Source organism: Paenibacillus sp. FSL H8-0261 (assembly GCF_045040645.1).
Lineage (GTDB): Bacteria > Bacillota > Bacilli > Paenibacillales > Paenibacillaceae > Paenibacillus_AQ.
The window spans coordinates 2,613,220-2,640,053 of sequence record NZ_CP150297.1 but is presented as its reverse complement, the minus strand read 5'-3'; the positions used below and the strand labels follow the sequence as shown (position 1 = coordinate 2,640,053).

The window sequence follows — 26,834 nt, the reverse complement described above, 5'->3', positions numbered from 1 at the left end:
CTAATACATACAATTCGTTTAAAATTCAAAATATCCTTGTCGCGGATAGCTCCTGCTTTAAAAAATGATACAATCTGGAGCTCGCTAGCTTCAAGGGATAATCCGAAAGTTTACATAGGATACCGCAGGTCATATCGATAACCTTTCCCTCCAGTTTTCGCACTACCGTTCCTGCAGGGGCCGGATTCAAGACTATCTCAGGGACAAGAGCGACGCCTAAGCCACTTTCCACAAAATATTTTAGAGCCGACATGCTTCCAATCTCCATAGTATCGAACGGTGCACCACCTGATTCCTGTAGCACACTTTCTAATTTTTTGCGATAAGGACAGTTTGCTGCCGTAATAAGTAACCGATGATCCTGTAAATCCTCTGGCGTGATATTCTCCTTGGAAGCTAGCGGATGCTCTTCTGGCATAAGTAACACAAATTCCTCCGTAAATAAGGGTTCAAAATAAAGCTCCTTACCCAGCTCTGGCGCTGAACATACAGCCATATCAATTTCGCCTCGCAAAAGCAGTTCACTGAGTGCAGCGGTTCCCGCGATCTCCACGGAGACTTTCACTTTCGGAAACTGCGTCATAAAGCTGCTTAACAGCTGCGGCAAACGATAGCTCGCCGTCGGATCCGTTACCCCTATGCGGAGGTTGCCAGCCTCACCTATCTTCAAATCGACCAAACGGCTCTGCAACCGCTCCATATCCTTAACAATATGTAAGCTCTCTTCATAAAACAATCTACCAGCTTCTGTTAAGCAGATTTGTTTTCCCCGCTCAAGCAGTTGACATCCTAAGTCGGATTCAAGCCTCTGCATTTGCATCGTGACCGTGGATTGGGCATAATTCAATTCCTCTGCTGCACGGTTAAAGCTTCCTGAACTCACAATGGTTTGAAAGGTTTTTATTGTTTTTAGATCCATTCCTGAGCCCTCCACTACTTATTTCAAATAAATTGAACCAAACCTTCAATTAATTCAATTATACGAAATCCAATAATCACTATAGAATACTCTATATCAACAACATACGCCAACCAAAGGAGTGAATAAGGATGGATCTTAACAATAAAGTAGCCTTAGTAACTGGTGGAGGTACTGGAATTGGCAAAGCTGTAAGTCTGGAATTAGCCCGACGCGGAGCCCTTGTTGCAGTGAACTATTCTAGATCCGAGGCGGAAGCTAATGAAACCGTGAATACGATTATGAATCAAGGTGGACAAGCGATAGCAGTACAAGCCGATGTTTCTAAGGATCAGGAAGTGCGAAGTATGGTCCATTCGATTATTCAGCATTTTGGGACGTTAGATCTGCTGGTGAATAACGCCAGTATTACTAAACATATTGCGCTGGGTGATCTGGAAAAAGCAACGGAGGAAGTCTGGGATGAACTCTATGATGTAAATGTGAAAGGAATGTTTTTCTGCGCCAGAGCAGTTGCACCATATATGAACATGAGCGGTTCAGGCACCATCGTCAATCTCGGCAGCATCGCCGGACAAACTGGCTTAGGCTCTTCCCTTCCTTATGCGGTCTCCAAAGCTGCTGTTCATGGCCTCACGAAATCTCTCGCCCATGCGCTAGCTCCAACTATTAGAGTGAACTGTGTCGCACCGGGAGCTGTTGCTACTAGATGGTGGTCTGGTCGAGAAGAACAGATGCATAAATTAGCACCTAATCTGCTGCTCCAGCGTATATCATCCACTGAGGATATCGCTCAATTCGTCTGCGCGACACTCGAACAGGAAGCAATGACCGGACAGATCATTACGGTAGATAGTGGACAAACGTTGTAACAACTAAACAAATGGCATATCAATTGAAGCGCCGATTGAATAATTAGGGGATTTCTCCCTATAATTCTGATATATCTACTCATCCAAATAGTAATTACGGAAAACCTCCCTATAATTTAGCTGATTTGCTGGAAAATAAAGAAATTCCCCTGATTTTTAGGGAGGAATTCCCTGTTTTCGTTCATTTAAGGCTAAACTCGGCTATTTTCAGGGAGTTATTCCCTAATTCCTCTCTAGCTCACACGATCGTCGTTTGGTCTATTTTATAAAGATAGAAGCTGCCTCAAAAGTAGAATTCTCTACTTCTAGGACAGCCTCTATTGCATAAATATTGGTGACGTCTTTAGTTAGGTTCACTACCCCAAATCATATTTCCTGACAAGTATGCTGGTGTTTTGCTCCAGTCCACATAGTTGGTATCTACCGCATTAAAGGAATAATCTCCGGTTTGAGTGTAATTCGTCCAATCCTCTTTAGACACACGCACCTGAATGTCGATACTCGCACCCGCCGCAAGTGAACCTGCTGCACTTGAGAAACCAACCTCCAGATAATAATCCGCATTTGCTTTAGCTGTTGGCAATTTTACAAATGTTCCTGTTACATTCGCGCTTCCCACCTGTGACCAGTCGCAGAAGAAGCTTTGTGCCTTCTCACCATCAATAGTGTAATAGTATCTCAATTTCACATCGGAGAGCGTCACAGCACTTGTGCTCGTATTCACCAGCTTGAACTTTGGATTCAACGTATTTCCGGAAGCAGACAATGAACTATTATACATCTGTACTTTCAATGCTGCAGTAGGAGCTACTGTCGTATCCGCAATCGTGACAACCAAGGATTGTGTGGTTCCTGCACTAAACTCAAAGGTAAGCGTAGTGCTTCCCAACGCTTGGGTTGCCAGATACTCTTTCTTGATCGTTACTGTAGAACCACTCACTGTATAATCTGTGCTTGCTACGAGGGTGGCTGTTCCGTTTTTGATCGTGCTGAGCGTATTTCCGTTCAACGTCATAGTTACTGCTACGTCTGCTTGATTCGCAGTTTTCTTATCAAAGCCTGCCATTGTTGGGGTTATCGTGGAGTTAGTTACTGGTGTTGTCGTATCCGTTACCGCAACCGCTAAGGATTGCGTCGCTCCTGCGCTAAAGCTGAACGTCAGCGTGGTCGTCCCTACCGCTTGCGTCGCTAGATACGCTTTTTTAATGGTCACAGTAGATCCACTGACCGTGTAATCTGTACCAGTAACCAATGTCGCCGTTCCGTTTTTGATCGTGCTGAGCGTGTTTCCGTTCAACGTCATAGTTACTGCTACGTCTGCTTGATTCGTAGTTTTCTTATCAAAGCCTGCTATTGTCGGGGTTATCGTGGAGTTGGGTACTGGTGTTGTCGTATCCGTCACCGCAACCGCTAAGGATTGCGTCGCACCTGCGCTAAAGCTGAATGTCAGCGTGGTCGTTCCTACCGCTTGCGTCGCTAGATACGCCTTTTTAAGGGTTACTGTTGAACCGCTGACAGTATAGTCCGTTCCAGCTGCAAGGCTTGCCGTTCCGTTCTTGATTGTGCTGAGCGTGTTTCCATTCAGCGTCATGGTTACTGCGACGTCGGCCTGATTCGCTGTTTTCTTATCAAAGCTTGCGGTTGTTGGTGTTATCGTGGAGTTACTTACTGGTGTTGTCGTATCCGTCACCGCAACCGCCAATGATTGATTAGCCCCTGCGCTAAAGCTAAACGTCAGCGTGGTTGTTCCTACCGCTTGCGTCGCTAGATACGTTTTTTTAATGGTCACAGTAGATCCACTGACCGTATAATCTGTACCAGTAACCAATGTCGCCGTTCCGTTCTTGATCGTGCTGAGCGTATTTCCATTCAGTGTCAGCGTTACTGAGACGTCGGCCTGATTCGCTGTTTTCTTATCAAAGCTTGCAGTTGTTGGAGTAATGGTTGAGCCTGTAGCTGGTAGATTGACAGGATCAGCATACAATGTGCCTCGGCCATTCGTTCCGAGATATACACGTCCGTAAATTCTTGGGTCACCAGTAATCGCCATATTAATCTTGGCGTATTGGTGGGCATCGTCATTAATACGAACCCAAGTTGCGCCAACATCATCGGAACGGAAGACACCCCGCACGCCATCAATCTTCGCTACCGTGTACAGTGCCATGTAAGTTTGACCCGGCGCAGCCTTTCCATAACCAATGAGATCAGCTTCTTGTACGTTGGTTAACTTCGTGAAGCTCGCACCAGAGTTCGTGGAGTGCCACAAACCATACTTATTCTCAGTCGTATTTCCTCCTGCAAACCAGATGTCACCTTCAATACCTGGTACTGCCTTCATGCTGATCTGAGCTTCATTCGGCTGTAATCCAGCTACATTATTGGTTGGGAAACCTGAAGCTGAAGTGGCAGTAAATGTAGCTCCGCCATCCACACTAACATAGAAGACCCCAGCAAAAAAACCATAAAATTTGTTAGCATTCACTCGGTCAGATGCTACTTTTGCTCCTGCAGGTAATCCGGCGCTTGCTGTCCAAGAGTTACCTGTTGTTTTGGAGTAGTACACACCAATATCCGAGGTGCTCCACAAAATAGAGTTCCCACTTGCAGACACAGCTACTTGTCCATGCCCTACTGTTGTTTTGGTGCCATTTGACGGTTCGGAATTTGGCATGTACCAGTTCACACCACCATCGTTAGAGATACCAATGGATTTCATACTTGGTGTCTTCTCTTTATCTGCACTGCCTACCCGTACCATATAAGATGGACTCAACTCTGCATAATCGATACTCATTGTTGTTGCCCATGAAGGACTGGTCTGGAATTTAGTTGGAGCTACCGACAAATCCTCATGACGGAAACCAGAAACGTCACCAAGTGCAGTGATCAAATGGGAGGTTCCCGTTGGCGGGCTTATCAGTCCGAGCACAGCCGTTTCCTCCACACCCTTGGCCATAACCGAGATATTCACCTTGCCTCCGGTATCCCATGAGGTCAAATTGTTCGAGCCATAAATGGTGGCCCCCGTACCATACATCATCCGGTTAGAGTTGAAAGGATCAATTTCCAGATCGCCCATCATCCAGCCCAGTTTTGGTGAAGGATCAAGAGAGGTCGAAGTCGTTCCGTGATCGAGCCAAGGTGCTGCTGTGATATCCATACTGAACTTATAAGTTCGTTCTGGATAATTGCCCCAGTCCCAAATTCGGCTCCATGTTGCACCACCGTTAGTACTGCGGAAAATCACTTCATCAGGCCACCAAGCGTTTAAACTGGATACCATAACTGTGTTAGGATTCTGTGCATCCACAGCTAAACCACCGAAGCCATACCAATTATCCGTTCCGGTTGAAGGACTGATGTTCGTCCATGCACCGCTTGTTTTATTGTATTTCCAAACCTCACCTTTACTTCCGTCATAAGGACCTACACCATTGCTATAAGTAATATACAGATCGCCTGTAGATGAAAGCACGCCATGATGTGGCAAGTAGCCTGAAGGTTGTCCTGCCAGAGCTGTCCAAGTTACGCCTCCATCTGTACTTCGATATACGCTGCTTGCTGTATCGGCAACCCCTACATATATCGTTTGAGTCGCATTGCCAAGTGTTCCTGTGCTCTTATCGAACGTAATCCAGGATAAGCCAACGAGATCATTTCCATAATCCAGTGTCGGATTCTGAATATATGTTCCTACATTCGTAAAGGAGGTTACCTTCGACCAAGTAACACCGGAGTCCGTACTTTTCCAGAGCCCATTGCCACTTCTGGCTCCGAAGAATAAAATATTATTCTTATTCGGGTCAATGACGAGGCGTTCACCCGCAGAGCGGCCCGGCATATTGCCACCTACCTTAAAAGGCAGCGGAGTGGTTTGCCAGGTGTTTCCCCGGTCACTAGAGCGCATGATCTGACCGTTATTATCCCAGGAGTTAGTATAAGTACCTGTTGCCATATAGACTTTATTCGGATCAATAGGATCTGTAGCAAGGGCATCTACACCATTCTTATTCCAATCGACCCAGCCTACGGAGTCACTAATCGAAGTCCAACTAGAGGTAGCCTGATTCCATCGATACGCACCCCCGATATCTGTTCTGGCATAAATTAAATTGGGTTCGGACTGATTGAAAATAATTCCGGGTACAAAACCACCGCCGGCTCCCGTTACAACACTCTTCCAATTGTAAGGTTCACTTGCGGCCGCATGAGTAGTAGCTGGGAATGCAGAGAATAAAGAGCCTATCATCGCGCCAAGCAGGATTAACAATCCAGTTTTTCGGATACGATTACGAATCACGTTTTACGCCTCCTACAATTTTATTGGTTTGCTTTTGCTTTCCTCCTACTCTGTATCCCTGCTTCTTCCCTCCCCCCTAAATTCGACTATTTAATTTTTCTGATAACGCTTTCATTATAATGGTAATGTTTTTCATAATCGATAGAAAATGGTTGTATTTTCATGAAGTTTGTCTCTAAAAATCGTACCATTTTCACACCTTAGATTACATTTCACAAGCATAAATGCCTCCCCTAAGAGGAGTGTCAAATCAAAAATCCAGAAGAATCCCAAAAAAGCCCTCTCCACCCTAACGGTGAAGAAAGCTACTACTGGTTAATGCGTAAGCACAAATTCATCCAGCATCTTACCATCCACATCATAAGCCTGATAAGTCAAACTATCCTTGGTAACACTAATCCCTGCGAACATTTGCTTGTAGTTTTGAAAATGCACCGCATGATAGAACTGATCTTCTTTTTTCTCATTAAACTTCCCACCAGATGCATTGGTCACCACATATACCGTACCTTTTTTAGCACCTACCGGATTCTCACCTTCAGGAACGATTTTTCCAGCCCGCAAAGGGTAGGATCTGGAGTACTCATGATTATGACCCTGCAGCACCAGATCGACCTCATATGTATCAAAAATATCCGTCCAATCTTCAACCTTCTTATATGAATTGCCCCCGTATGCCGGACGGTGCATCGCAACAATCTTCCATTCCTTATCCGTGCTCTTCAAATCTTGCTTCAGCCACTCAGCTTGCTTTTTCAAATTGCTCTCCGTATTCAATACAGACACATGTACAGGACCGTAATCGAAGGAATACGAGGTGCCCGCAATAGAACCTTTTGCCCCGTTATCTGGCAGGTTGAAATGAGAAGTAAAGTCCGTCGCATCGTCATCAACCTGATCATGATTTCCCGTAACAGGCATTAAGGGTATCGCAGAAAGCAAGCCTTGCACGTTACCAAAAAATTGATCCCAGCCCGCCGAATCCTCCGGGTCCTCCGTTAAGTCACCATTATGCACAATAAACTTGGCCTCTGGAAAGGTCTGAAAGGCCTTGCTCAATGTCTTCCCCCACAGTTTAAAATCATCCGCCCTCTCCCCTTGAGAATCCGCGACGTTGATAAACGTAACACTATCTAGTCCAACCTCTTCCGTGGTAAATTCCGCAACTGAACTCCATCCTCCCTCAAGCCCGCTGCCCACTCTGTAAGAATATAACGTCCCAGGTTCAAGTCCTGTAACCTCCGCTTTGTGAACACCTCTGGGACCATGGTCCGTTTTGATGGCGCTACTATTTGCTTCTACCCTTAGTACATCCGATTCTACAAAAGAGGACATCTGTCCCTTTACTAACTCCAGAACTCCTGCGGAATTGGAATCGCTAGTATACCAAGTAAACGCACGACTCGTTCCCACATCTCCCTTAAAGGTGGTAACAAGATCATACGGGGCTGATGATTTCTTGGAGCTCCCGGATTTGGACCACTCCATCCCAACAGCCACCAAGATCAGAACAATCACTACTATCCCTAGGATGATGGCGAATTTATAGTCTTTCATCACGGCTCCTCCTTCATTTTTCTCTCTAGTCTTCTAACTAAGATAGCCTTCCAGAAAGTCAGAAGTCAAATCTATAGATCTATACTTTTGTTAACGCAGTGTAAAACATTCAGCTAACATTCAGTCTATTTTAAGTTAAGCATAAGGTCTGTCTCCTAGAATTAGTTGTGCAACAAGGTTAGCCAACGACAGAGATAGAGATAGAAACGAGGTGGGAAAATGAGTAACAAGCTTCAATTCCGGCATGAACTAAAATTCTTCATTAACTATCATCAATACCTTGTATTACGCCAACGATTACAGAGTTTGATTGATACAGACCAGCATGCCAATGAAAGTGGCGAATATCATATCCGCAGTTTGTATTTTGACGACATCAACAACTCGGCGCTTGCCGACAAACTCGGAGGTCTCAGAGAACGCGCCAAATATCGTATTCGTATCTACAACATTCAAGACAACATCATTCACTTTGAGAAAAAAATCAAAATGGACGATTATATCGCCAAAATTAAAGAGCCGCTGACCCGTCAAATGTACGACGAGATCATGGCAGGTAACTATGAGGTCCTGAATGTCCCGGACAGTCCACTGTTCATGGAATTATACAATCAGATGCGCCATAACCTTCTTCGGCCGAAGGTCATCGTGGATTATGTTCGCGAGCCCTATGTTTGCCACAACGGCAACGTGCGGATCACGTTCGATAAAGAATTACGTACCGGTCTGCATTCGACGGATATTTTTGATAAGGATTTGCATCCGATTCGGGCGATTGATGAGAACTTTATTATTTTTGAAGTGAAATTCGATGAGTACATTCCGGAATACATTAAGATTGCGCTGCAGTTAGAGGGGCTGAACAGACAGTCCGCTTCAAAATATGTGATCTGCCGCAAATTCTTAAAAACCAACACTTGGGAGGATTATTGATTATGAATGCATCACTAGCAACAATGGCAGCAACCGCAACAACAGATACAACCACAAATACTTTTTCAGATATCATTAAAAACTCGGTGATAGACAACTTTGTCTCCGATATAAGCATCTCGAAAATGCTAATCACGTTAGGTGTGGCTTTTCTGATTGGCTACTTTATTTACCTTCTCTATAAACGTGTATTTAGCGGAGTGTTATACTCCAAAAGCTTCAACGTCTCGCTAATGGGCATGACCATGATTACAGCCACTGTCATTATCGCCATCAACTCTAATCTTGTGCTGTCCCTCGGTATGGTCGGCGCATTGTCCATCGTTCGTTTCAGAACGCCGATCAAAGATCCAACAGATCTGATCTTCTTATTCTGGGCAGCAGTAGCAGGGATTGTAACTGGCGCAGGCTTCTTCACTTTGGCTATTGTGGGTTCAATCATCATAGGTCTAATTCTGTTCCTCTTCATAAAACATTCTTCTATCGAAACACCATACTTGCTAGTCATTAACTGTGATAGCGACGAGAGTGAACGTGAAGTCCACAGCCATATCACCAAATCCGTGAAACGCTACAACGTGAAGCAAAAAACAGTATCTGCAAACAATATCGAATTAACACTAGAGCTTCGTCTGGATGATAAAGTAGGTGGCTTTGTCAACACAGTTTCCGACCTTAAAGGTGTAAAAAATGCACTTCTGATTAGCTATAGCGGCGACTATGTATCCTAAACACAATAAGATGAAAGGCGGTGCCCCAGATGAAAGCAAGAGGTAAATCTATCCTGCTGAGTCTTTGTTGCCTGCTGCTGGTCATCGCCGTAGCTGGGTGCCAGAACGCAAGTCCATCGGCAACAAACGAAACTGCAACAGATTCTAAGGATAAGGTAGTCTCGAGCGACGAGAAAAATCTAGACGAGCAGGTCTTTCCAAAAGATAAGGTCGTCGATGTCAAAATCACTTTGGACCCGGATGATTTTCAGGATATGCTGGATAATGCCAGCGCGGAAGAATATAAAACCGCATCGGTTGAGTACAACGGCGTTAAATTCGATAACGTTGCCGTGCGGACCAAAGGAAATCTTAGTCTCAGAAGTGTAGTACAGATGACAGACTCTGATCGGTACAGCTTCAAAATTTCTTTTGATGAGTACGTAAACCAGAATTTATTCGGCATCACTAAGATCAACCTGAATAACAATTACAGCGATGCTTCTTATATGCGTGAATTTCTGACCTATGAGCTCGCTGAGAGTGTCGGACTCCCGACGCCGAAATATTCCTTCGTTAATGTATACGTCAACGATGAACTGAAGGGCTTCTACGTCGCGGTGGAACAGATCGGCGACGCATATTTGGAACGCAATTTCGGGAACTCTTACGGCGCACTTTATAAAGGGGAAATGACCGGTCAGGGCAGTGACTTGACTTGGCTTGGTGACGACCCTTCCCTCTATACCGGATTAGTAATGAAGTCGGATAAATCTAACGATGATATTCTGATCGATATGCTGAATGAGCTTAATAACGGCACCGATTATGAAAAATACATCGACGTAGAGGAATCGCTGAAGTATATCGCTCTAAATGCGGTCACGGCAAATATGGACAGTTATTTAGGTGGTAATAAACAAAATTATTACTTATATGAAGACGAAGGCGTCTTCTCGATCCTGCCGTGGGATTATAATATGGCTTTTGGCGGCATGGGCAGCGCAGACGTACTGATTGACGAGCCTACACAAGGCACGCTGGCTGAACGTCCTCTGATTGCGAAGCTACTTGCTAACGACGAATACAAAGCGAAATATCACGAAATCGTCAGCGAAATGATTAATGGCTATCTAGCTGATGATACGTTCCAAACTAGAATGGATCAGCTGGACATGATGATTTCCAGCTATGTCAAAGCAGATCCTTCTGCTTTCTACACCTTCGAGCAATATGAAGAAGGGATTAAGTCTGTTAAGACCTTCATGTCGAACATGGCTAAAAATATCCAGCAGCAGCTCGACGGAACCATCCCTTCCTCCGGTGACGGATCGGGAAGCGGTATGGGTGGTGGCATGGGCGGCGGCGGCTTTGGAGGTGGTGCTAGGAATGGCGCTGGTGCTGGAGAAGGCGCGAACGGCGCGGGTAACGGGCAGACTGGCGCGGGGGCGGATCAGAGCGCGGGTGGTGCTGCACCGAACGCCGAAAGCGGGCAAGCTGCCACGGATGGGCAGGCTCCTCAGGGCGGCGCAGGCGGTGAGCCCGGTGCCATGGGCGGTCCGGCTATCCCTGATGCCGGCGCGGGTCCCGGCAGTAACACGCAAGCAACAGCTGGCGGGCAAGCTGCTCAAGGTGGTCAAACCAACACCGACGGGCAAGCCGCTCAGGGTGCGCAGACCAATACCGATGGGCAAGCCGCTCAAGGTGGATTCACTGGAGGGCCTGGCGGTGCACCGGGTGCCATGGGTGGACCAGCTATCCCTGAAGGCGGAAATGGCCCTGGCGGTGGCGGAATGGGTGGCGGTATGCCTGGTGGCATGGGTGGTAACTTTGGCGGCAGTGCTGGCGCTATGCAGCAAAAAGGCAGCACGAGTGAAGCCATCACTACTGGGGTCGCGATACTTCTCTTACTGCTGACTGCAGTCTTTGTGACCTTCTATAAGCGGAAACGGCTGTAGCCAAGTAAAAGTAATTCACAACAAAAAAACATAAAAGAAGCTCCCGTCGTTTATCGGCTGGGGCTTCTTTCATGTCCTAAAGATCATATTGCCAAATTTCCACAAAAAAACCGTGAACAGTCTCAAACTTCACTCGAGACTGTTCACAGTTATAAATTCAAACTTTTCTCTTATCAAAGTATCCAACTCAGATCACGGAATCCAACGATCTCCGCTTACTCTTTCCGCCCGCGCAATATACTTATAGCCGCTATTAAAAAGGCAAGTAAAGATATCCCGACTGCGATGTAGACCATTGGATTGACACTGTTTGATTTTTCCTCATCTTTCATAATAGCATTATGCTCTTCCATGCTCATGGAATCGCTCTTGACATTGGAACCGTGAGAATGTTCATCCCCACCGGAAGCTTGTACAATTGTAGTAATGGAATGCGGATTCTCTGTTCCAGCCTCACCGGACCATTGCACCAAGCTTCCATCGGCATAGTGCTGATAAGCATCCCATGCAATGTCGCCAGCGCCATCAGGGTTCTTGGCCGTAAAGTAGAAGCGTTGGAATTGCCCCTTCTGAATGCCCTCACCATTAGCTATCCAGCTAACCTTATTCCCCTCAATGGTAACATCCCATCCGGGTGTAGCCTCATATTGTTTAAACTCGGCACCTGCTGGAACTCGTAGATCAACTTGTACAGTTGCCACGTCTTTTTCCGAAGGAACCTTTAATGTATAAGTCTCCCATGCCCCCGTGCTAGATTGTGCTGGTGCCACGGTTACGTGCGCGCTAGCCACTGCTGCGAACAATAACAGTGTTGCTGCAGCTGGTGCGAATAACGTCATTATTTTGCGAGATAATCTGTTCATAGTTAGCCTCTTCTCATCAATAATTATATATCTTCGTCCTTAATTCCCTGCTATACATCTTTCGAAAAATCTCGTTTACGCGAAGCAAGCCCTTGCTCCAAGGCATAACGCGTCAGCTGCGTTCGGTTTTGGAGTTGCAGCTTTTGGAGGATGTTCTTCAAATGGTTTTTTACGGTATGCTCCGAAATCCCCAAGCTCACTGCAATCTCCTTGTTTTTTGATCCAGAAGATACACAGCTTAAAATTTCTTTCTCTCTAGTCGTCAACGACTCCCCTTCATCCGTTACAGAGGGTACGGTGAACTCCTTCAAGATTTGAAAAGCCAGCTCCCGACTAAGCGGTGCTTCTTCATTAACAATGGCCTGCAAATATTGAATCCAGGTGGAAGGTGCCAGATTCTTTAGCAAATACCCCTGTGCTCCTTGCTTTAGCGCTTCGAGGAGGTGGGAAATTTCGTCCGATACGGTAACGATAACGATTTTGACATAAGGATATTCCTGCTTGATCCGGCGAGTCGTCTCCAGCCCGTCCATTTCCGGCATCTGAATATCGATTAGGATGAGATCAGGCATCCACTGGGCTGTGAAAGCGATCGCTTCAGCACCACTCTCCACTACTCCAATGACCTCAAAACTATCATCCATGGACAAAATCTCGCACATCGCCTCACGTGCATGCGCATGGTCATCTACAACTAAAACCCGGTATCGGCTCATGGACTGACTTCCCCTTTCGTAATTTCAACCTGGGTGCCTGTGTCACCAGAAGTCAGCCTAAGCTTCCAGCCCATCCCCTCGACACGTTCCTTCATGATCTGAAGTCCGTAGCTGCCACTCACTTCAAATGGATCATACTGAAATCCTTCTCCATTGTCTGTAACAACTACCCTCCAGTTCTTCTCATCGCCAGCGCCAGTAATTGAAACCAGTCCAGCTCGCGTATGCTTACGAACATTAATGATCGCTTCGCGAATACAGGATAACAATTCTGATTTTTCCGAAGGGGAGAGCGCATCATCTTGCAGGCTCCATTCGAGAGAGGCTTCGATCATAATCTCGTTCGCCATCTGGGCTAGCTGATCTTTTACCGACTGTTCCAATGAAAAAGAACTCTGCTCTGAGACCGGAATCTTCAGATTGGCAATGGCCTGCCGCACATAACGGTTCACCTCATGGACCGTCTTTTTGATCTGATCCACATTTTCCTCACTGACCTCACCATTCTTGCGGCTTGCTTCTAGCCGGTCGATTTTGACAGATAAGAGAAATAAAGATTGCGCCATTCCATCATGCAGTTCTTTGGCAAGTCCTTCCCGAGCCTTCATTGCATCTTTAAGCGCACGTTCCTGCTCCAGCTCCCGCTGATTCCGTTCCATAAGAGAGAACAAAGGGACGAGCAACACAAGACTGACTAAAAACACCAGGACTGGCGTCAAATAGTTCCCCAAATCCATAGAAATATAAGGCATTAGAAACTGGTGACGCACAATCTCCCAGATCCCCACCATTAGCGTTGGCAATAACAGGATCATATACTTTATTTGTTTATACGTTGCCGTCCCCTCCTGCACATCTTATGCTTAACAATATCACCGTCTCATCTAAGCGACATGACTCGATCGGGCTATATAGACCCATTAATGTTACAAATTTAAGTATTTTAAAAGGTGATTGCTGACATTCATAATATCATAAGCAGGCTTTCTTATATTGTAGCAAAAAAAAGATACATCTCACGATGCACCCAATCATTTCTACTTTTACTGCGAAATCCTACCTAAAGTGGTGAAGTATAACGTCCATATTGGATATCCATTTCTTTAAACGAATCTCCCTCTTTTTTCAGAAAAAACGTATTTACTCCCTCTGAGCCCCACCAATTCAGTCCGAGTAATGGGCCCTCTGAGGTATCAGCAGCAAAAAGGATGGAGAACATTTCAGGGATAACCTCTCCGCCATCATCCACCCGCCAGACCGAATATTCATCTCCTTGAATCACCGCTGGATAGTCCATGAAGGTAAATTCATCTTTTTCTTTCCAAACGAGACTAAATAACATATTCTGATCCAGCCTTACGAATTGAACGAGATACAGCTGTCGATCTGTAGATAGGTCTGCCAGCTTCCATATTTTCTGAATTTCACGTTTTTTCGTATCTACAATACGCTGTCGAATACTTTCTTCCACAGTAGATAAAGCTTCTTGACCCTCTAAGGATTCAATAGGCAAAAGCGTATCAACCTTAAAGTCTGTTTGATCCGTCAAATAGTAGGTTTCATCCGGGGTCGCACTTGCTTCTTCCACCGTAAAAAGATAACCCGCCAGATTTACAAAATTATGTGCCATCTCCCGGCCATTGCTGTTCTCTGTTCCATCCTGCCATTTATTAAATTTAACCTTTAACACATTCCCCTGATCACCAATAGCCTCATTTAATTGTGCCATCTCCTGATCCAGCCCTTTTTCATGCCCGGTAACTAGAATATTCCGCCCCTCTGCATCCGCAAAGCCAAAATTCGTCTTCAGCTTCTCAGTATCTAGATATGCTTCAGTCTTCTGCTTGCTTGGAGTTGGTAATGGCTCTGCGCTTGGAGGAAGAGTTGGTGAAGGCAGTACAGTTTCCGCACTTTTTTCCGGTGTAGACTCAACATGATCGCCATCACTGGTCAAAGAGTTGTTGCTGGAACAACCCACCAACATAAGAACAATAAAGAAACTTGCCATAAGCTTATTCATTCTTTTTCCTCCAAACGAAGTTAGAATATTCCCATGCTCAGGTAACGTTCCCCCGCATCAGGTGCAATACATAGCACTCGCTTGCCGGCCCCGAGGCACCGTGCTTCCTGCAATGCTGTCCATACTGCGGCTCCACCTGATGGGCCAAGCAGAATCCCTTCCTGTGCTGCCAGCATTCTCACGGTATTCAGTGCATCTTCATCCGAAACTTGAACAATTTCATCGTAGACCTTTGTATTCAGAATGGTGGGTATAAAGCCCGGACTGGTTCCAACCAGCTTATGCGGTCCAGGCTTTCCACCAGATAACACTGGTGAGCCCTGCGGCTCAACAACTAGAATACGAATATCTGGAAGCTGCTCACGCAACACTTCCCCAGTTCCAGTTATCGTACCACCTGTTCCCGAAGAAGCAACGAACACGTCCAGCTTCCCTTCCATTTGCTCCATAATTTCAATAGCTGTCGTAGTACGGTGAATGTCAGGGTTCGCTTTGTTCTCAAATTGCTGTGGAATAAAGCTGTTTGCCACTTCTTTCCCCAGCTCGATTGCTTTTGTTATAGCTCCCGGCATCCGCTCCGCTGCAGGAGTCAGAACAACTTCAGCGCCGTAAGCCTTTAGAATGTTGATTCGTTCCTTCGTCATATTGTCAGGCATGACAAGAATCGCTTTATAGCCTTTTGCAGCGGCATTCATAGCCAATCCAATGCCTGTATTTCCGCTTGTCGGCTCTATAATGGTCCCTCCGGGCTTCAGCAGCCCGGCTAGTTCTGCTTGCAGGATCAGATTATAAGCTGCTCTATCCTTTACACTGCCACTGGGATTGAAGCGTTCCAGCTTTACATATAGGTCTGCATCTTGGGGGGTGGTCAACCGATTTAGTCGCACAACCGGTGTATTCCCAATCAGCTCAGTTATATTGTTAACAACTAGTGGTGTCATATATAGCGCCTCCTTCATTACTTTACATACCCTTCATTGTAACTTGAGTGGCACCTCCTGTCGATTCTGGAGCTTGCAAGCTCCCTAAGTTAAAAAGCCGCCTCCCAAATTTATGGGTAGGCGGCTTCATTATAACTGACTACTGATCTACAATTTACGGATTCACGTTAATGGTAAAAGTAGATGTATTATTCTTAATATTTGTTACCGTGTTCGTAATCTTCAGATTGTTGAAGGTTGCTGAGCCTCTGGCTGGACCTTGACCAGCCTCAGCAGCTTCATTCACCCAGATACCCACTCCGGATTTACTATCAAAAGCATCGCCGCTCTTCTGCGCACCGGTAATTGTAACATTATTAAAGATGGTATCTGTTACAGGGAATTGTGGAGTGGAACCTACATAGTTGGTCTGGAACATGATGCCATGATAGGTCGGATCAATGATATCCACATCATTGACTCGGATACCTTGGAAGACCTTGGAGGCCGAGAATACCCAGATCGCCGGGAAAGTCTGCGCGCCCCAGAAATGCCCACCTGCACGAACAATAGAAATATTCTCAAAATTCGTAGTCGGTGAAGCTCCGAAGCCATTCATCGGATATCCAAAGTCTAAAGAGCTGATTGTAATCCCGGAGTAGCAAAGTGTATCCGCAATATAAATATTACGGAAGGTATTTGCGTATCCACCATAGACAGCTACACCAGCAGCACGCCAAGTCAAGATTGAAGTGAGGTTCTCATAGATGTTATCCTTCATATCTGCACCACCAGAATCAATCGCCGAGAACAATGCAAAGCTATCATCACCTGTTGCCCGTGCTTCAATATTAGACACCAGGTTATTCGTGCTTCCATTAGTCATATTGATGCCGTCAGCGAAGGTGTTACGTATACGGGAGTTTTTAATCACCATGTTATCGGTATTGGCTCCCCAGTACATACAGACCTGATGTTCAGTCCAGATGTTGTCGATCGTAATGTTCGCCACATTGGAGAAATCAAATACTTTACCAGGACCGTCGATACGAGAAGTATAGTTTCCGAAATAAGCGAAATTCGCAAAGGTAGATCCATTCGCAGTATCACTGGCTCGGAATCCGACATCGGTATTCTCTTGGTTAGTTGGAGCAATGAACCTTGTATACCAAGGACCCGCACCGATAACCTTCACTGCCTTGCCGTAGACCTGAAACTTGTTAGAGGTCTGATAGTTTCCTGGTGGCAAATATACACCTACGAGATTTCCTGTGGTGTCCATCCGCACTTTATCAAGCGCATTTTGAACATCCTGATGCGTAAAGCCTGCAGGAACAGTGTATTTAGCCGGATCTGGATTAGCAATCGGTGAAACCTGCTCAAGACTGATGAAGTCGATGGCGTATTGAGAAGTGTTAGCGGTATCCTTTTGTAAACGGATCGTACTTCCTGCCGGAATGGTACTATCAAACATAATGTTAGCTTCATCATAAATATGCCGTGGAGAACCTGCGCTTGGCGAATTTCCAGGACTTGTCTCAGAACCGTACAACCATGCATATTTAGAGGTTAAGTTAATAGCTTTGCTAAAGACACCATTAACATAGATGTTAAGCGTAGCATTTGTGCCGTCACCACTCGCTGAATCTGGAATCGAGAAACGAGTAACCAGAGTGTTCGTGCTGGCTTTTGTCGTGAATTCAACATAGCTACCTGTGGTGTTCAGAGTGACTGCTCTTCTGCCTGAAGCCTCACCTGCAGGATCGCCGATGGTCCGGTTGGCTGAAAGCTTCACGGCCCCACCGCCAATAACTCCATCCTCAGCCTCATACATGTCGTAAGGCATGTTCGCACCTCGACCGATGAACAGTGACTGCGTCTGAATATTATTAGCCCGTTTTACAGGCAGCTCATTAGCATCTACTGCAATTTCACTCTTCACAGTATATTTGCCATTTCCTGCAGTCCAATTACCAAGAGCTACAGGCGCTGTGGTCACCCCACTTGCGATCACGCCGTTATAGGAGCCTGTTAGAGTCTTAACCACCGCATTCGTAGTAGCATCTAAAACCGTCAGAGTTATGTTATGCGCACCACTCGCGGAAGCTGCTGTACCTTGATTCTTAATGGCAACTGAGAAGCTTACAGTGTTGCCGCCTGCTGGATTGCCAGGTGTCCAACTGACGGAGGAAGCAACCAGATCAGAACTGGACACTGGAGCAATAATAAGGGAAGCCGGACTAGTAAAACTATTATTCCCCTCATTTGATTCAATCACTGTATTATTCTCATCGACCATTGCACTTAATGAATAGGTTGCTGCATCTTTTGCGCCCAGGTTAAGAGATACGCTCGTTGATGCGCCAGCAGCTAGAGCACCTACTGGACTAGTACCTACAAGGGTAGTGCCCAAATAAAAATTCACATTAGTTGCAGCAGATGCTAGAGATCCGATATTCTTAACTGTTGCATTAAGAGTAATGGCATCCGTCTCAATTGGAGAGTTTGGAGTCCATGTAAGAGCAGTCACCGTCAAATCTGGATTCGCAGATGGTGTACCAATTACCTGAAATTCAGCAATTTGTCCAGCACTTGAACCTGAGTTGGTAGTGATCTTTAGCTGCAATTCACTAGCTGTAGCCGTGACCGGAATCGTCACTGTATTACCGGTTGCCGGATTAAAGGTATACACGGTCGCAGGTACAAGATTCGTAAAAGCCGTTGTATTCTGATTATGCCCAAGCACTTGAATGGTCTGAGTACGTGTCGACCACGCCGATGCAGGATTCAGCTTGAGAACAACCGATGTAACATCAGCATTGCTGCCCAAATTAACAGTTAATGTGTTCGGATAACTTCCCCCTGCCCCCTCCCAATAAGTAGTTACATCACCGTCATTCGCATTCGTCTGCACAAAGGTAAAGACCGAGGACGACGCAGTTATACTTTTGTTCAAAGCCAAATTTGAACCCGTCCCAGGTGTTGGGGTTACCGTTGGTGTCGGTGTTGGTGTCGGTGTTGGCGTTGGGGTTACCGTTGGTGTTGGGGTTACTGTCGGTGTCGGTGTCGGTGTCGGTGTCGGTGTTGGTGTTGGCGTTGGTGTGGCCGTTGGCATTGGGGTTGGCGTTGCCGTTGGTGATGGTGTTGCTGTCGGTGCTGAAGATGGAGTAAGGATCAGGTTGTCCAGATTCACGTTTCCAGTATCACCAGCGTCATATTTATAAGTAATCGTATTAGCACCAGCATTCAAGGCTAGCGTTTCAACCTTAGTGGACCATGTATTCCAGTTGGCCAGATTTAAAAGAGAAGATTGCTTTAATTTCGTCCCATTTACATAAATACTTACCGTTTTTGTGCTGCCTGAAGCATTTGCATATTTTAATGCGGCATCATAGTTTCCAGCAGAGGCAACATTAACACTAAAGGCAGTCGTTGCTCCTTGTGTCAAATAGCCATCTACAAATCCGGTTCCGGTATAACCGGTATGATCTGTATTGACTTTTGCTCCACCGGATAAAGCAGCATTCTCCGCTTCATATCCTGTTGTTGGAAGTGTCGTTGTGCTGCCATAAATCTCAAATTCCGATAACTGTGCTGCTGGCCATCCTGTATTTGCCGTGAAGTTCAATTTAACATATCTAGCACTCGCAGCTGTAAAATTAATGGTCACAGTATTAGATCCGCTTGCTGGATTAAAGGTGTAATTGGCAGAGGCTGCTAAATTAGTGTAAGTAGAATCATCAGAGCTTCCCTCCACCGACAACGTTTGGGTTCTTGTTTCCCAGTTCGTCGGCAGTTTTAGAACAACCTGATTGACACTGCTTACGTCGCCTAAGTCCACTTTAATCCATTGCGGGAATGCGTTACTTACACTCTCCCAATACGTTCCTTGATTGCTGTCATTGGCATTAGTTGCTACATAAACATCGCCAAATGAGCTTGAAGTAATGCTTTTACCTTGGGCTAAATTCCCCGCAGCTAAACTCACCGAGGGGTACAACGCTAATTGACCTACAAACAATATTACAATCAAAAAATACATTACTGCCGACTTACCCGTAATTTTTTTAGAAGCTGCTATCATTAGAGAACCACCTCCCAAAGTTTTGTGAAGCTATGCAGCCAATAAGAATACGCTTTCAAAATAGTATTGTTATAGACATTCGCCTCCTAAAATGGACCTGATAGTTTTCAACGAGACTTAACAATCGTTTTATTATTAGCTGCCTGTCCTCCCGTATCCTTGACTCTGACTTCAATAAGTCACTGATCTATACCCAGAGGTTGACCACAAACTAACTAATAATGGTAATAATATAAGTTATAGGAAGGTGGACGTCGATGGCAATTTCTATGCTTAGTATGTGGGATATTACGTTCAACCAAATAAAAAAAGAAAGCTCCAGAGAGCACTGGGATTCCCCCTCAACTCTCCGAAGCTCGCCTTATACATTAAATCTAGCTACCAGCCCCTGTAGTCCATGAGCCATTAAGTTTAATTCACTTGCAGAGGAAGCAATTTGTTCCACCGAAGCCCTTTGCTCTTGTGAGGCTGCCGACACATGTTGTGTACTCGCTGCAGTCGTTTCTGCAATTGTCGTAACACTTCGAAGCGATTCCACAATCTCTTCCGTAGCCGCTGTTATCTCTTCCACAGCTCCGGATACTTCCTGAACCTGCTCGGCTAGTGAATCTATAGATAACCGAATCTCACCAAAGGAACGTCCAGCCTGCTGAATAATCTCCGTACCTCCCCTTACTTCACTCATACTACTCATCATAACCTTCATCGCATTATCTGCTTCACTTTGAATCCCGCTCGCCATTTCCGCAATTTGATTAGCGGATTCTGCGGATTGCTCTGCCAGCTTACGAACCTGGTCGGCAACTACAGCGAAGCCTCTCCCTTGCTCACCCGCGCGGGCTGCCTCAATTGTCGCATTTAACGCCAGCATATTCGTTTGCGAAGCGATTCCTTTTATAACTCCTACAGCACCGCCAATTTCCTGTGATCGATTTACAAAGCCTTGGACTTGCTGTGACAAAGAATGTATAGATCGATTAATGGATTCCATCTGCTGACCTGCCGCCAGAAGTGATTCATCTCCGGCAATAGCAAATGACGCAGAACGATGCGAGGCTTCAGAAATATCCTGAACACTGGAGGCAATTTGACCGATTCCAATCGATATTTCTGAAATTGTTATTGTATTGGTCTGTAGATCATTCATCTGTTTAGCAGTTCCCGAAGCTACTTCACCCATAATATCCGATATTCGTTCTGTCGCACCTGCTGTCACTCCACTATCCGAGGTAAGATTTGTAGAGGAATTCGCGAGACTATTCGCCGATAGCTTCACTTGTTCAATCATCGAGCCCAAATTTTCTGTCATTTTATTGAAATTAAACGCCAGTTCACCTATCTCATCTTTTGACCGGACGTTTAGCTTGCGAGTAAGATCGGCATCTCCATCTGCAATCTCCTTCAGCTGTGTGTTCACATCCCGAAGTGGTTTAATAATTCGTCCAGATATTAATAGTGCAAGAATTAGGGCAAGAACAACCGATAATCCGGTCACACCAAAGCTAGTAATCATAGCGTTATTACGATGGGCTTCTGCTTGACTCTGCCCGTTCTGTATTTCCTCCATGAGCATGCTCTGGAATACAATCTGAGATTCAATCATTGCATCTAAAGATAAATTGGTAAACTTCTTCTGCGCTTCCGGGAAGTTTCCGTCCTTGGCTAAGGCGAAGGCTTCCTTCAAAACGATCAAATAATCATTCCATTTCCCCTTCAGCTCCGTTACACCCTTTAGTTCTTCTTCACTTAATCTAACACTCTCCAGCTCCTTGATGGCATTCTCAATCAATGGGAGCGTCTCTTCGTACTTAGACAGATGTGATTTCCGCTCAGCCTCTGTGTTGCTCATCACATAACGAGCTCCTAGCTCATCTGCCGTACGAATTTTATCCGTTAATCCCTGTACAAGCGACAGCTTGTTCCAGTTGCGATTGACCTGATCCGTCAGCATCGTAGCCTTTCCTTGAAACCATGTATTTCCTGCTATTGCCACTAGAAAGACCACAATCACAGCAGTAAATCCCAATATCATTTTTCCGCGGATATTTCTGAACATCGTTGTTCCTCATCTCTATATGTATAGTAGGTTTCTAATTGGTACTTTTATCCTACTATCGTTCCCTTAAGCCACTCTGAATTTGAACTGAATGTTCGCTTAAAAAAACAAAAAGACCTCTACGTCCGGCCCAAGGCTGGAACTAATGGTCTTTAGAGATCTTTTTATTCGTATAAATTTCCGTTCGCCAGCTCCGCGAGCTTCCCTTCGTCCAGTACGCTTAGGCGTCCACGATTTCGTGTAATAATTCCTTCATCAATGAACCGACGCACGATCCGGTTAAGATGCCGATAACTTGTACCTAGCAACTCTGCTGTCTCTATAAGGCTTGAGGTCCGAATCTCCTCCACACGTCGGTCACCGTTTTTATCGGCGAATAAAGACATCAAATAGCTGGCAAATCGATTCTCGACCGGATACAACAGGTTAAGTGCGGAGGCTTGACCGAGCGTATGCAATTTGTGACTAAGTTCCCCTACGAGAAAACGTAACAAAGCTGTATTTTCCTCAAGCTCTCTCAGCAGTAATCTTCTCCCGGCAAAAAGAATCAAGCTCTCACCCACAGACTCCACTTGATTCTTGACAGGAAAGCGATGAAGCAGCTCCACATCCCCAATCACTGATATCGGATTTGTAAACCGCACCAGCATAGATTTGCCGTTCGGCAGCAGTGTCTGAATTTTGAGCTTGCCCTCAACCAATATGAACATCCCATCCAACTGATCGCCTACCAAACACAGCTTCTCTTCATCCGTATAACGTCTCAATTCCATTTTATACGTGACTAGCGGGCTAAAAATTCCGTCCAGACCGTTCTTCACTGCCAAGGCACGGACAGCTTCACGGTCATTTATCGTTTGCATGTGGTGCCCCCTCTATTGTTTGCTCAAATAAGTGTAATTTAGAATACCCCACAAAAAAAGGACATATGTCCTTTTTAATAATATAAGAAAGTATAAGTTTCACACAATACTATATTTCTTATATTTCTCGCTTAACCGCTTACCGACCTTGTAAAGGAAGCCGAAGGCGTTTATGCTTGTAAGGAAATCCCAAAACATCTTACATCACAACAGAGTCCACACTATATCGGATCATATTCACTTTCTGATCTTGTAACCAAAATTCTAAATTCCGATGATTGATTTTATCCACATACCCGATAATCTCAGCCCCTTGTTCCCCTCTTTTATAATAAGAAGTGCCATAAGCTTCAATCACATCATCTGTAGAAGACCCCACATGAATACCTCTGGCAGTACTCATCTTCAGATCTGAATAGACGCTAATTAGAATGATTTTATCGTCACCACGCGCTGTGGCTACTGTTGTTTCGTTGTCCAAATGATAATATTGATACCGTTCAATATCGTCACGTGGTTTAGGTGCCTGGGTGAGCGATTCGAGACTCTGAAGCAGCTGGATGCCTCCCAGACGTTCCTGCTCTAGATTGCTGCTGGATACGCGAGAGTAATGACTTTGTCTTGGGGCATTGTATAAATAAATATGATAGATCCCATAACTTAAACCTACCGTAATAAAAATGATGATAAATAACCAGCCGTTACTAAATGGCTTCTTTCTCACTTTCCTCTCACCTTCTTCTAACCTTTACTGTGCAAAATACTTCTCCAGCTCACGCTGCGCCTGATATTCCGGGAAATTAAAGGACTGCCACTTCCGCTCTTGCTGAGCACCGTCCCACCATTTGTTTTTCAAAAATTGATCTAGCATCCCGTCTTCCTTACGACTGAACTTAATCAGAGAAGGGATGACTTCCGGTGACAGACCAACCAAATAATCTGCATCCAGCTTACCACTCACCTCATAACGCTCCATATTCTTATTAGCTATAATGACATCCATACCTATATAGTTCATAACAACATAAGAGGTCAGACCTAGCACAATATAACATTTAGCCAACGGCAAACGGGGCACTACAATCCGTACAGCTGCAAGAATCAACAGCAAACCCATAAATATCATAAATGCATGAACTAGGAAACGAATCGTAGTATATCCATACGCCTCTTCATATAGGGTTAGTCTAGTATAGGCAGAATACAACATGACAGTTGAACAGCCAACTAAGATATACAGCATAATATTAATGACTTTTTGGAGCAGTCCTCCCCTCTTTCCTTCTGATCCCAATGCCAGCATTAGAATCACGAAATTAATCGCGGTCACCATAATTAACTCGAAGAATCCACTACGAGCGTAATCAGCATAGGAACTACCCTCTGGTAACATCCCTTCCCAAGCTCCAAACAAGTAAGAAAATTGGACGAATACGAACAGAACATATACCGTGTTAATGGCTATAAGAATTGTCGTCATAATTACTGGATCAACCTTAAAGGTCACAGGCGCCTGCACAGGTCCATACTCCCTTGGTTGCACATTCCAGTCATAGACCTTCGAATCTACAAAGCCCCATACTAAGCCGAACAATCCCATGCCCATCAGGAATATCCACAACGTCCGCACAATAATTTCACCAAATGAAATTCGATCCAGCATATTTGGCAGCCATATTAGCACATGATGAAACACACCATCGGCCGAGGCCAGCAGGGTAATTACAACAAGCAGTATCGGTAAAGAGATCGCAAGTCCTGTAAACACTTTCCCCAGCACTTGCTTGCGTTCATCCTTCACCTTACTATCACTGCTACTTTTGAAGTCCTTGAACACAGTACCCCAGTGGCGAAAGTTCTGTGGAAGCAAATGCTCTAGTGTATCCCAAAGTATTCTGAATTGACTCCAAGAGGGGCGTTTATCACTTAGCAAATAAGTCATATGTAATAAAATCAGCACAGGGATTACTAATAGGTTCAACCCAAAGTAGAAAAGATTATGAAACAACACATAGGTCATCGAGAGTAGAAAAATCGCTCCAAACCAGAAATAACTGAGTTTGGTCAGTTTGCGCATTTTAGCCTTAGCGTAATAAAGCATATACACATAAAACAGACAAACGAAGATAGGATAAGAAACACCTGGCAACTTTCCGTAGAACAACAACTGATGAACAATCGCCAGTAAGAAGGCAACAATTAAAGCGGCAAGTGATCGATTAAGCTTAAGCTCCGTTTCATCGGTCATGGTAAACACCCCCATATTCTTACTTTCTTATCCTTATTCTAAGTGATAAAATAAGAAAAAAAAGAGAAAGAATTTTTTAATAATTTCCTATTTTCTGAAAGGGACTTAAACCATGAAGCTGCATAGCCAATATTTAAAGCTGCACTCACAGTTTGGGGGAGTCACAGAAATCTCAGTTACGATGGATGAGCTAGCCTTGACCTTCGGATGTACACACCGCAATGCCATGCATATTGTGAATAAAATGATGCAGCTGGAATGGGTCCAATGGACGCCGAAGCGCGGACGTGGAAGTCGTTCCTTATTACAGTTCCTTGTCCCTTCTGAAGAAATTGCGCTTCAATCCATGATGCAGGCTATCAGCCGTAAAGATGTTCACAAAGCTATTGATGGCATCAAAACCCATGCCAGCTCTTCCTCGCTGCAGGATACTTTACAAGGCTGGCTGCTGACCTATTTTGGTCATCATTCCGAAATCCGAAGTGACAAACAGATTGATACCCTGCGGCTTCCCATCACCCAGCAGCTACATACCTTCGACCCGCTTCATATGAATCTATTGGCAGAGTCTTTTGTTTCCAGTCATGTCTTCGACGGATTAGTGAGACGCAGCGGGGAACGGGATAAGATTGTGCCTAGTCTTGCTCATGCCTGGGAAGTGGATGAGAGCCGTACGATTTGGACTTTTTTTCTTCGCAAAGAAGTGCTGTTTCATCATGGAAAAGTACTGACGGCAAAAGATGTAGTCTATTCCTTGGGACGGCTGATGCAAACCTCAAAGCGGACACTCTATAGCTATATTTTCAAAGAAATCCAGCAAGTTATCGCACTAAACCCATCCACCGTTCAAATTACACTTAAACAGCCCAATGAGCTATTCCTCCCTTTCTTGTGTACGAGTAGAGCGGCAATTGTTCCGCGTGATTTAGAAGGAATGGACGAACCTAGCTTTGGCCGCAGACCTGTGGGGACAGGACCATTTAAGGTTGTGGACATGAATGAGGACACTTGTGTGCTGGAGGTTTTTCCTTATTATTTTCTAGGAAGAGCTCATTTAGATCGAGTCGAAATAATGTATGTTCCGTGGGAAACTGCGTCCGATTCCTCAGATACTGGCTCGGCTTTTCATGTGATTCAGAATCCTTCATCCACCAATTCTTCTTCTTGGAGTCGGATTCATTCAGAGTCCTACATCCGTAAATTTGTTACCTGCAATACACAAAAAAAAGGACCGCTTAGCGACCCCCTTCTTCGGGTAAAGATCGTATCCTGTTTAAAAGAAGAGTCATCGTCTGTAACGCATAAGTCAATGGAAGACTATGAGGTCACCTTGCAAATAACTACCATTCCGCAATATGCTAACGATGCTGAATGTATTGCTGCTAAACTAGAGCGTCAAGGTTATCCGTGTACGGTTGTTTCCGTGTCTCCAGAGGAGTTCAAGGGCCCGATCCGACTGGAGTCCGACCTGATTGTTTTTTCATTATTTCGTGACGAGGATGAACAGCTTCGTTTATTTGATCTATATCTCACGCTTTCCCAGCATATAGAACCGCATACTCGTGCGGATATTGAAGGCTGGCTCTATACCATTGCACGAGAACCTAACCCTGAGGCTAGATCCGAGAGCTTTAGTATGATCGAGAACCGTCTTCTTGAGGAACATCATCTGCACATCTTGTATGAAAAACCCACCCAAACTGCTTATCTCCCCTCGGTCCGAGGCGTAAGCTTCAATAGTCAGGGCTGGGTTGATCTTCGTCATTTGTGGTTCCCGCCGCTGCTCTCCAGGGACAGTACTTCATGATATAC

At 45.1% G+C, this 26,834-nt stretch carries 17 protein-coding genes and 2 pseudogenes; 5 read left to right on the top strand and 14 right to left on the bottom strand.

What is annotated here, in order from left to right; translation table 11 throughout:
- Window positions 1–25: 25 nt before the first annotated feature.
- The gene (locus MHI27_RS11375) at window positions 26–919 is read right to left on the bottom strand and encodes a LysR family transcriptional regulator (protein WP_405176273.1); all 894 of its coding nucleotides are present in this window, start codon (window positions 917–919) and stop codon (window positions 26–28) included.
- A 131-nt stretch (window positions 920–1,050) separates the two neighbouring features.
- On the opposite strand from MHI27_RS11375, the gene MHI27_RS11370 reads away from it, so the two are divergent.
- Entirely contained in the window at window positions 1,051–1,791 is a 741-nt protein-coding gene (locus MHI27_RS11370) for an SDR family NAD(P)-dependent oxidoreductase (protein WP_405176272.1), read from the top strand.
- 343 nt (window positions 1,792–2,134) lie between these two features.
- Here MHI27_RS11370 and MHI27_RS11365 read toward each other — a convergent pair.
- The 3 genes and pseudogenes from MHI27_RS11365 to MHI27_RS11355 all read right to left on the bottom strand — a co-directional run.
- Window positions 2,135–2,857 (bottom strand): annotated as a pseudogene (locus MHI27_RS11365) (X2-like carbohydrate binding domain-containing protein); the annotation flags it as partial.
- A 29-nt stretch (window positions 2,858–2,886) separates the two neighbouring features.
- A pseudogene (locus tag MHI27_RS11360) lies at window positions 2,887–6,043 on the bottom strand (X2-like carbohydrate binding domain-containing protein); the annotation flags it as partial.
- 366 nt (window positions 6,044–6,409) lie between these two features.
- On the bottom strand, window positions 6,410–7,651 hold the full coding sequence (locus MHI27_RS11355) for a purple acid phosphatase family protein (RefSeq protein WP_405176271.1): 1,242 nt from the start codon (window positions 7,649–7,651) through the stop codon (window positions 6,410–6,412).
- Between the two features lie 219 nt (window positions 7,652–7,870).
- Here MHI27_RS11355 and MHI27_RS11350 point away from each other — a divergent pair, with 219 nt between their 5' ends.
- The 3 genes from MHI27_RS11350 to MHI27_RS11340 are packed head-to-tail and all read left to right on the top strand — an operon-like array spanning window position 7,871 to window position 11,252.
- Complete coding sequence (locus tag MHI27_RS11350) at window positions 7,871–8,584, top strand: polyphosphate polymerase domain-containing protein (RefSeq protein ID WP_076298420.1); 714 nt, start codon at window positions 7,871–7,873, stop codon at window positions 8,582–8,584.
- Window positions 8,585–8,607: 23 nt separating this feature from the next.
- On the top strand, window positions 8,608–9,315 hold the full coding sequence (locus MHI27_RS11345; RefSeq protein ID WP_340974816.1) for a DUF4956 domain-containing protein: 708 nt from the start codon (window positions 8,608–8,610) through the stop codon (window positions 9,313–9,315).
- A 29-nt stretch (window positions 9,316–9,344) separates the two neighbouring features.
- A complete protein-coding gene (locus tag MHI27_RS11340) occupies window positions 9,345–11,252 on the top strand; it encodes a CotH kinase family protein (protein ID WP_405176270.1) in 1,908 nt (635 codons plus the stop codon).
- Window positions 11,253–11,467: 215 nt separating this feature from the next.
- Here MHI27_RS11340 and MHI27_RS11335 read toward each other — a convergent pair whose 3' ends face one another.
- From MHI27_RS11335 to MHI27_RS11290, 10 genes are all read right to left on the bottom strand, one after another.
- The gene (locus MHI27_RS11335; protein WP_379421935.1) at window positions 11,468–12,115 is read right to left on the bottom strand and encodes a DUF1775 domain-containing protein; all 648 of its coding nucleotides are present in this window, start codon (window positions 12,113–12,115) and stop codon (window positions 11,468–11,470) included.
- A 50-nt stretch (window positions 12,116–12,165) separates the two neighbouring features.
- Entirely contained in the window at window positions 12,166–12,831 is a 666-nt protein-coding gene (locus tag MHI27_RS11330) for a response regulator (protein WP_405176269.1), read from the bottom strand.
- Window positions 12,828–13,646 (bottom strand): sensor histidine kinase, encoded by an 819-nt coding sequence (locus MHI27_RS11325; RefSeq protein ID WP_042187187.1) that lies wholly within the window; start codon window positions 13,644–13,646, stop codon window positions 12,828–12,830. The genes MHI27_RS11330 and MHI27_RS11325 overlap by 4 nt, the downstream gene beginning before the upstream one ends.
- Window positions 13,647–13,891: 245 nt before the next feature.
- Entirely contained in the window at window positions 13,892–14,851 is a 960-nt protein-coding gene (locus tag MHI27_RS11320; RefSeq protein WP_405176268.1) for a hypothetical protein, read from the bottom strand.
- A 20-nt stretch (window positions 14,852–14,871) separates the two neighbouring features.
- On the bottom strand, window positions 14,872–15,792 hold the full coding sequence (gene cysK, locus MHI27_RS11315; RefSeq protein ID WP_405176267.1) for a cysteine synthase A: 921 nt from the start codon (window positions 15,790–15,792) through the stop codon (window positions 14,872–14,874).
- A gap of 154 nt (window positions 15,793–15,946) precedes the next feature.
- The gene (locus tag MHI27_RS11310; RefSeq protein WP_405176266.1) at window positions 15,947–19,855 is read right to left on the bottom strand and encodes a discoidin domain-containing protein; all 3,909 of its coding nucleotides are present in this window, start codon (window positions 19,853–19,855) and stop codon (window positions 15,947–15,949) included.
- Window positions 19,856–20,216: 361 nt separating this feature from the next.
- Window positions 20,217–21,911, bottom strand: a complete 1,695-nt coding sequence (locus tag MHI27_RS11305) for a methyl-accepting chemotaxis protein (RefSeq protein WP_405176265.1) — start codon at window positions 21,909–21,911, stop codon at window positions 20,217–20,219.
- A 164-nt stretch (window positions 21,912–22,075) separates the two neighbouring features.
- Window positions 22,076–22,774, bottom strand: a complete 699-nt coding sequence (locus MHI27_RS11300; RefSeq protein ID WP_076283011.1) for a Crp/Fnr family transcriptional regulator — start codon at window positions 22,772–22,774, stop codon at window positions 22,076–22,078.
- A gap of 199 nt (window positions 22,775–22,973) precedes the next feature.
- The gene (locus MHI27_RS11295) at window positions 22,974–23,498 is read right to left on the bottom strand and encodes a hypothetical protein (RefSeq protein WP_405176264.1); all 525 of its coding nucleotides are present in this window, start codon (window positions 23,496–23,498) and stop codon (window positions 22,974–22,976) included.
- A 24-nt stretch (window positions 23,499–23,522) separates the two neighbouring features.
- Window positions 23,523–25,022 (bottom strand): DUF4153 domain-containing protein, encoded by a 1,500-nt coding sequence (locus MHI27_RS11290; RefSeq protein WP_405176263.1) that lies wholly within the window; start codon window positions 25,020–25,022, stop codon window positions 23,523–23,525.
- Between the two features lie 112 nt (window positions 25,023–25,134).
- On the opposite strand from MHI27_RS11290, the gene MHI27_RS11285 reads away from it, so the two are divergent.
- On the top strand, window positions 25,135–26,829 hold the full coding sequence (locus tag MHI27_RS11285) for an ABC transporter substrate-binding protein (RefSeq protein ID WP_405176262.1): 1,695 nt from the start codon (window positions 25,135–25,137) through the stop codon (window positions 26,827–26,829).
- Window positions 26,830–26,834: the final 5 nt, after the last annotated feature.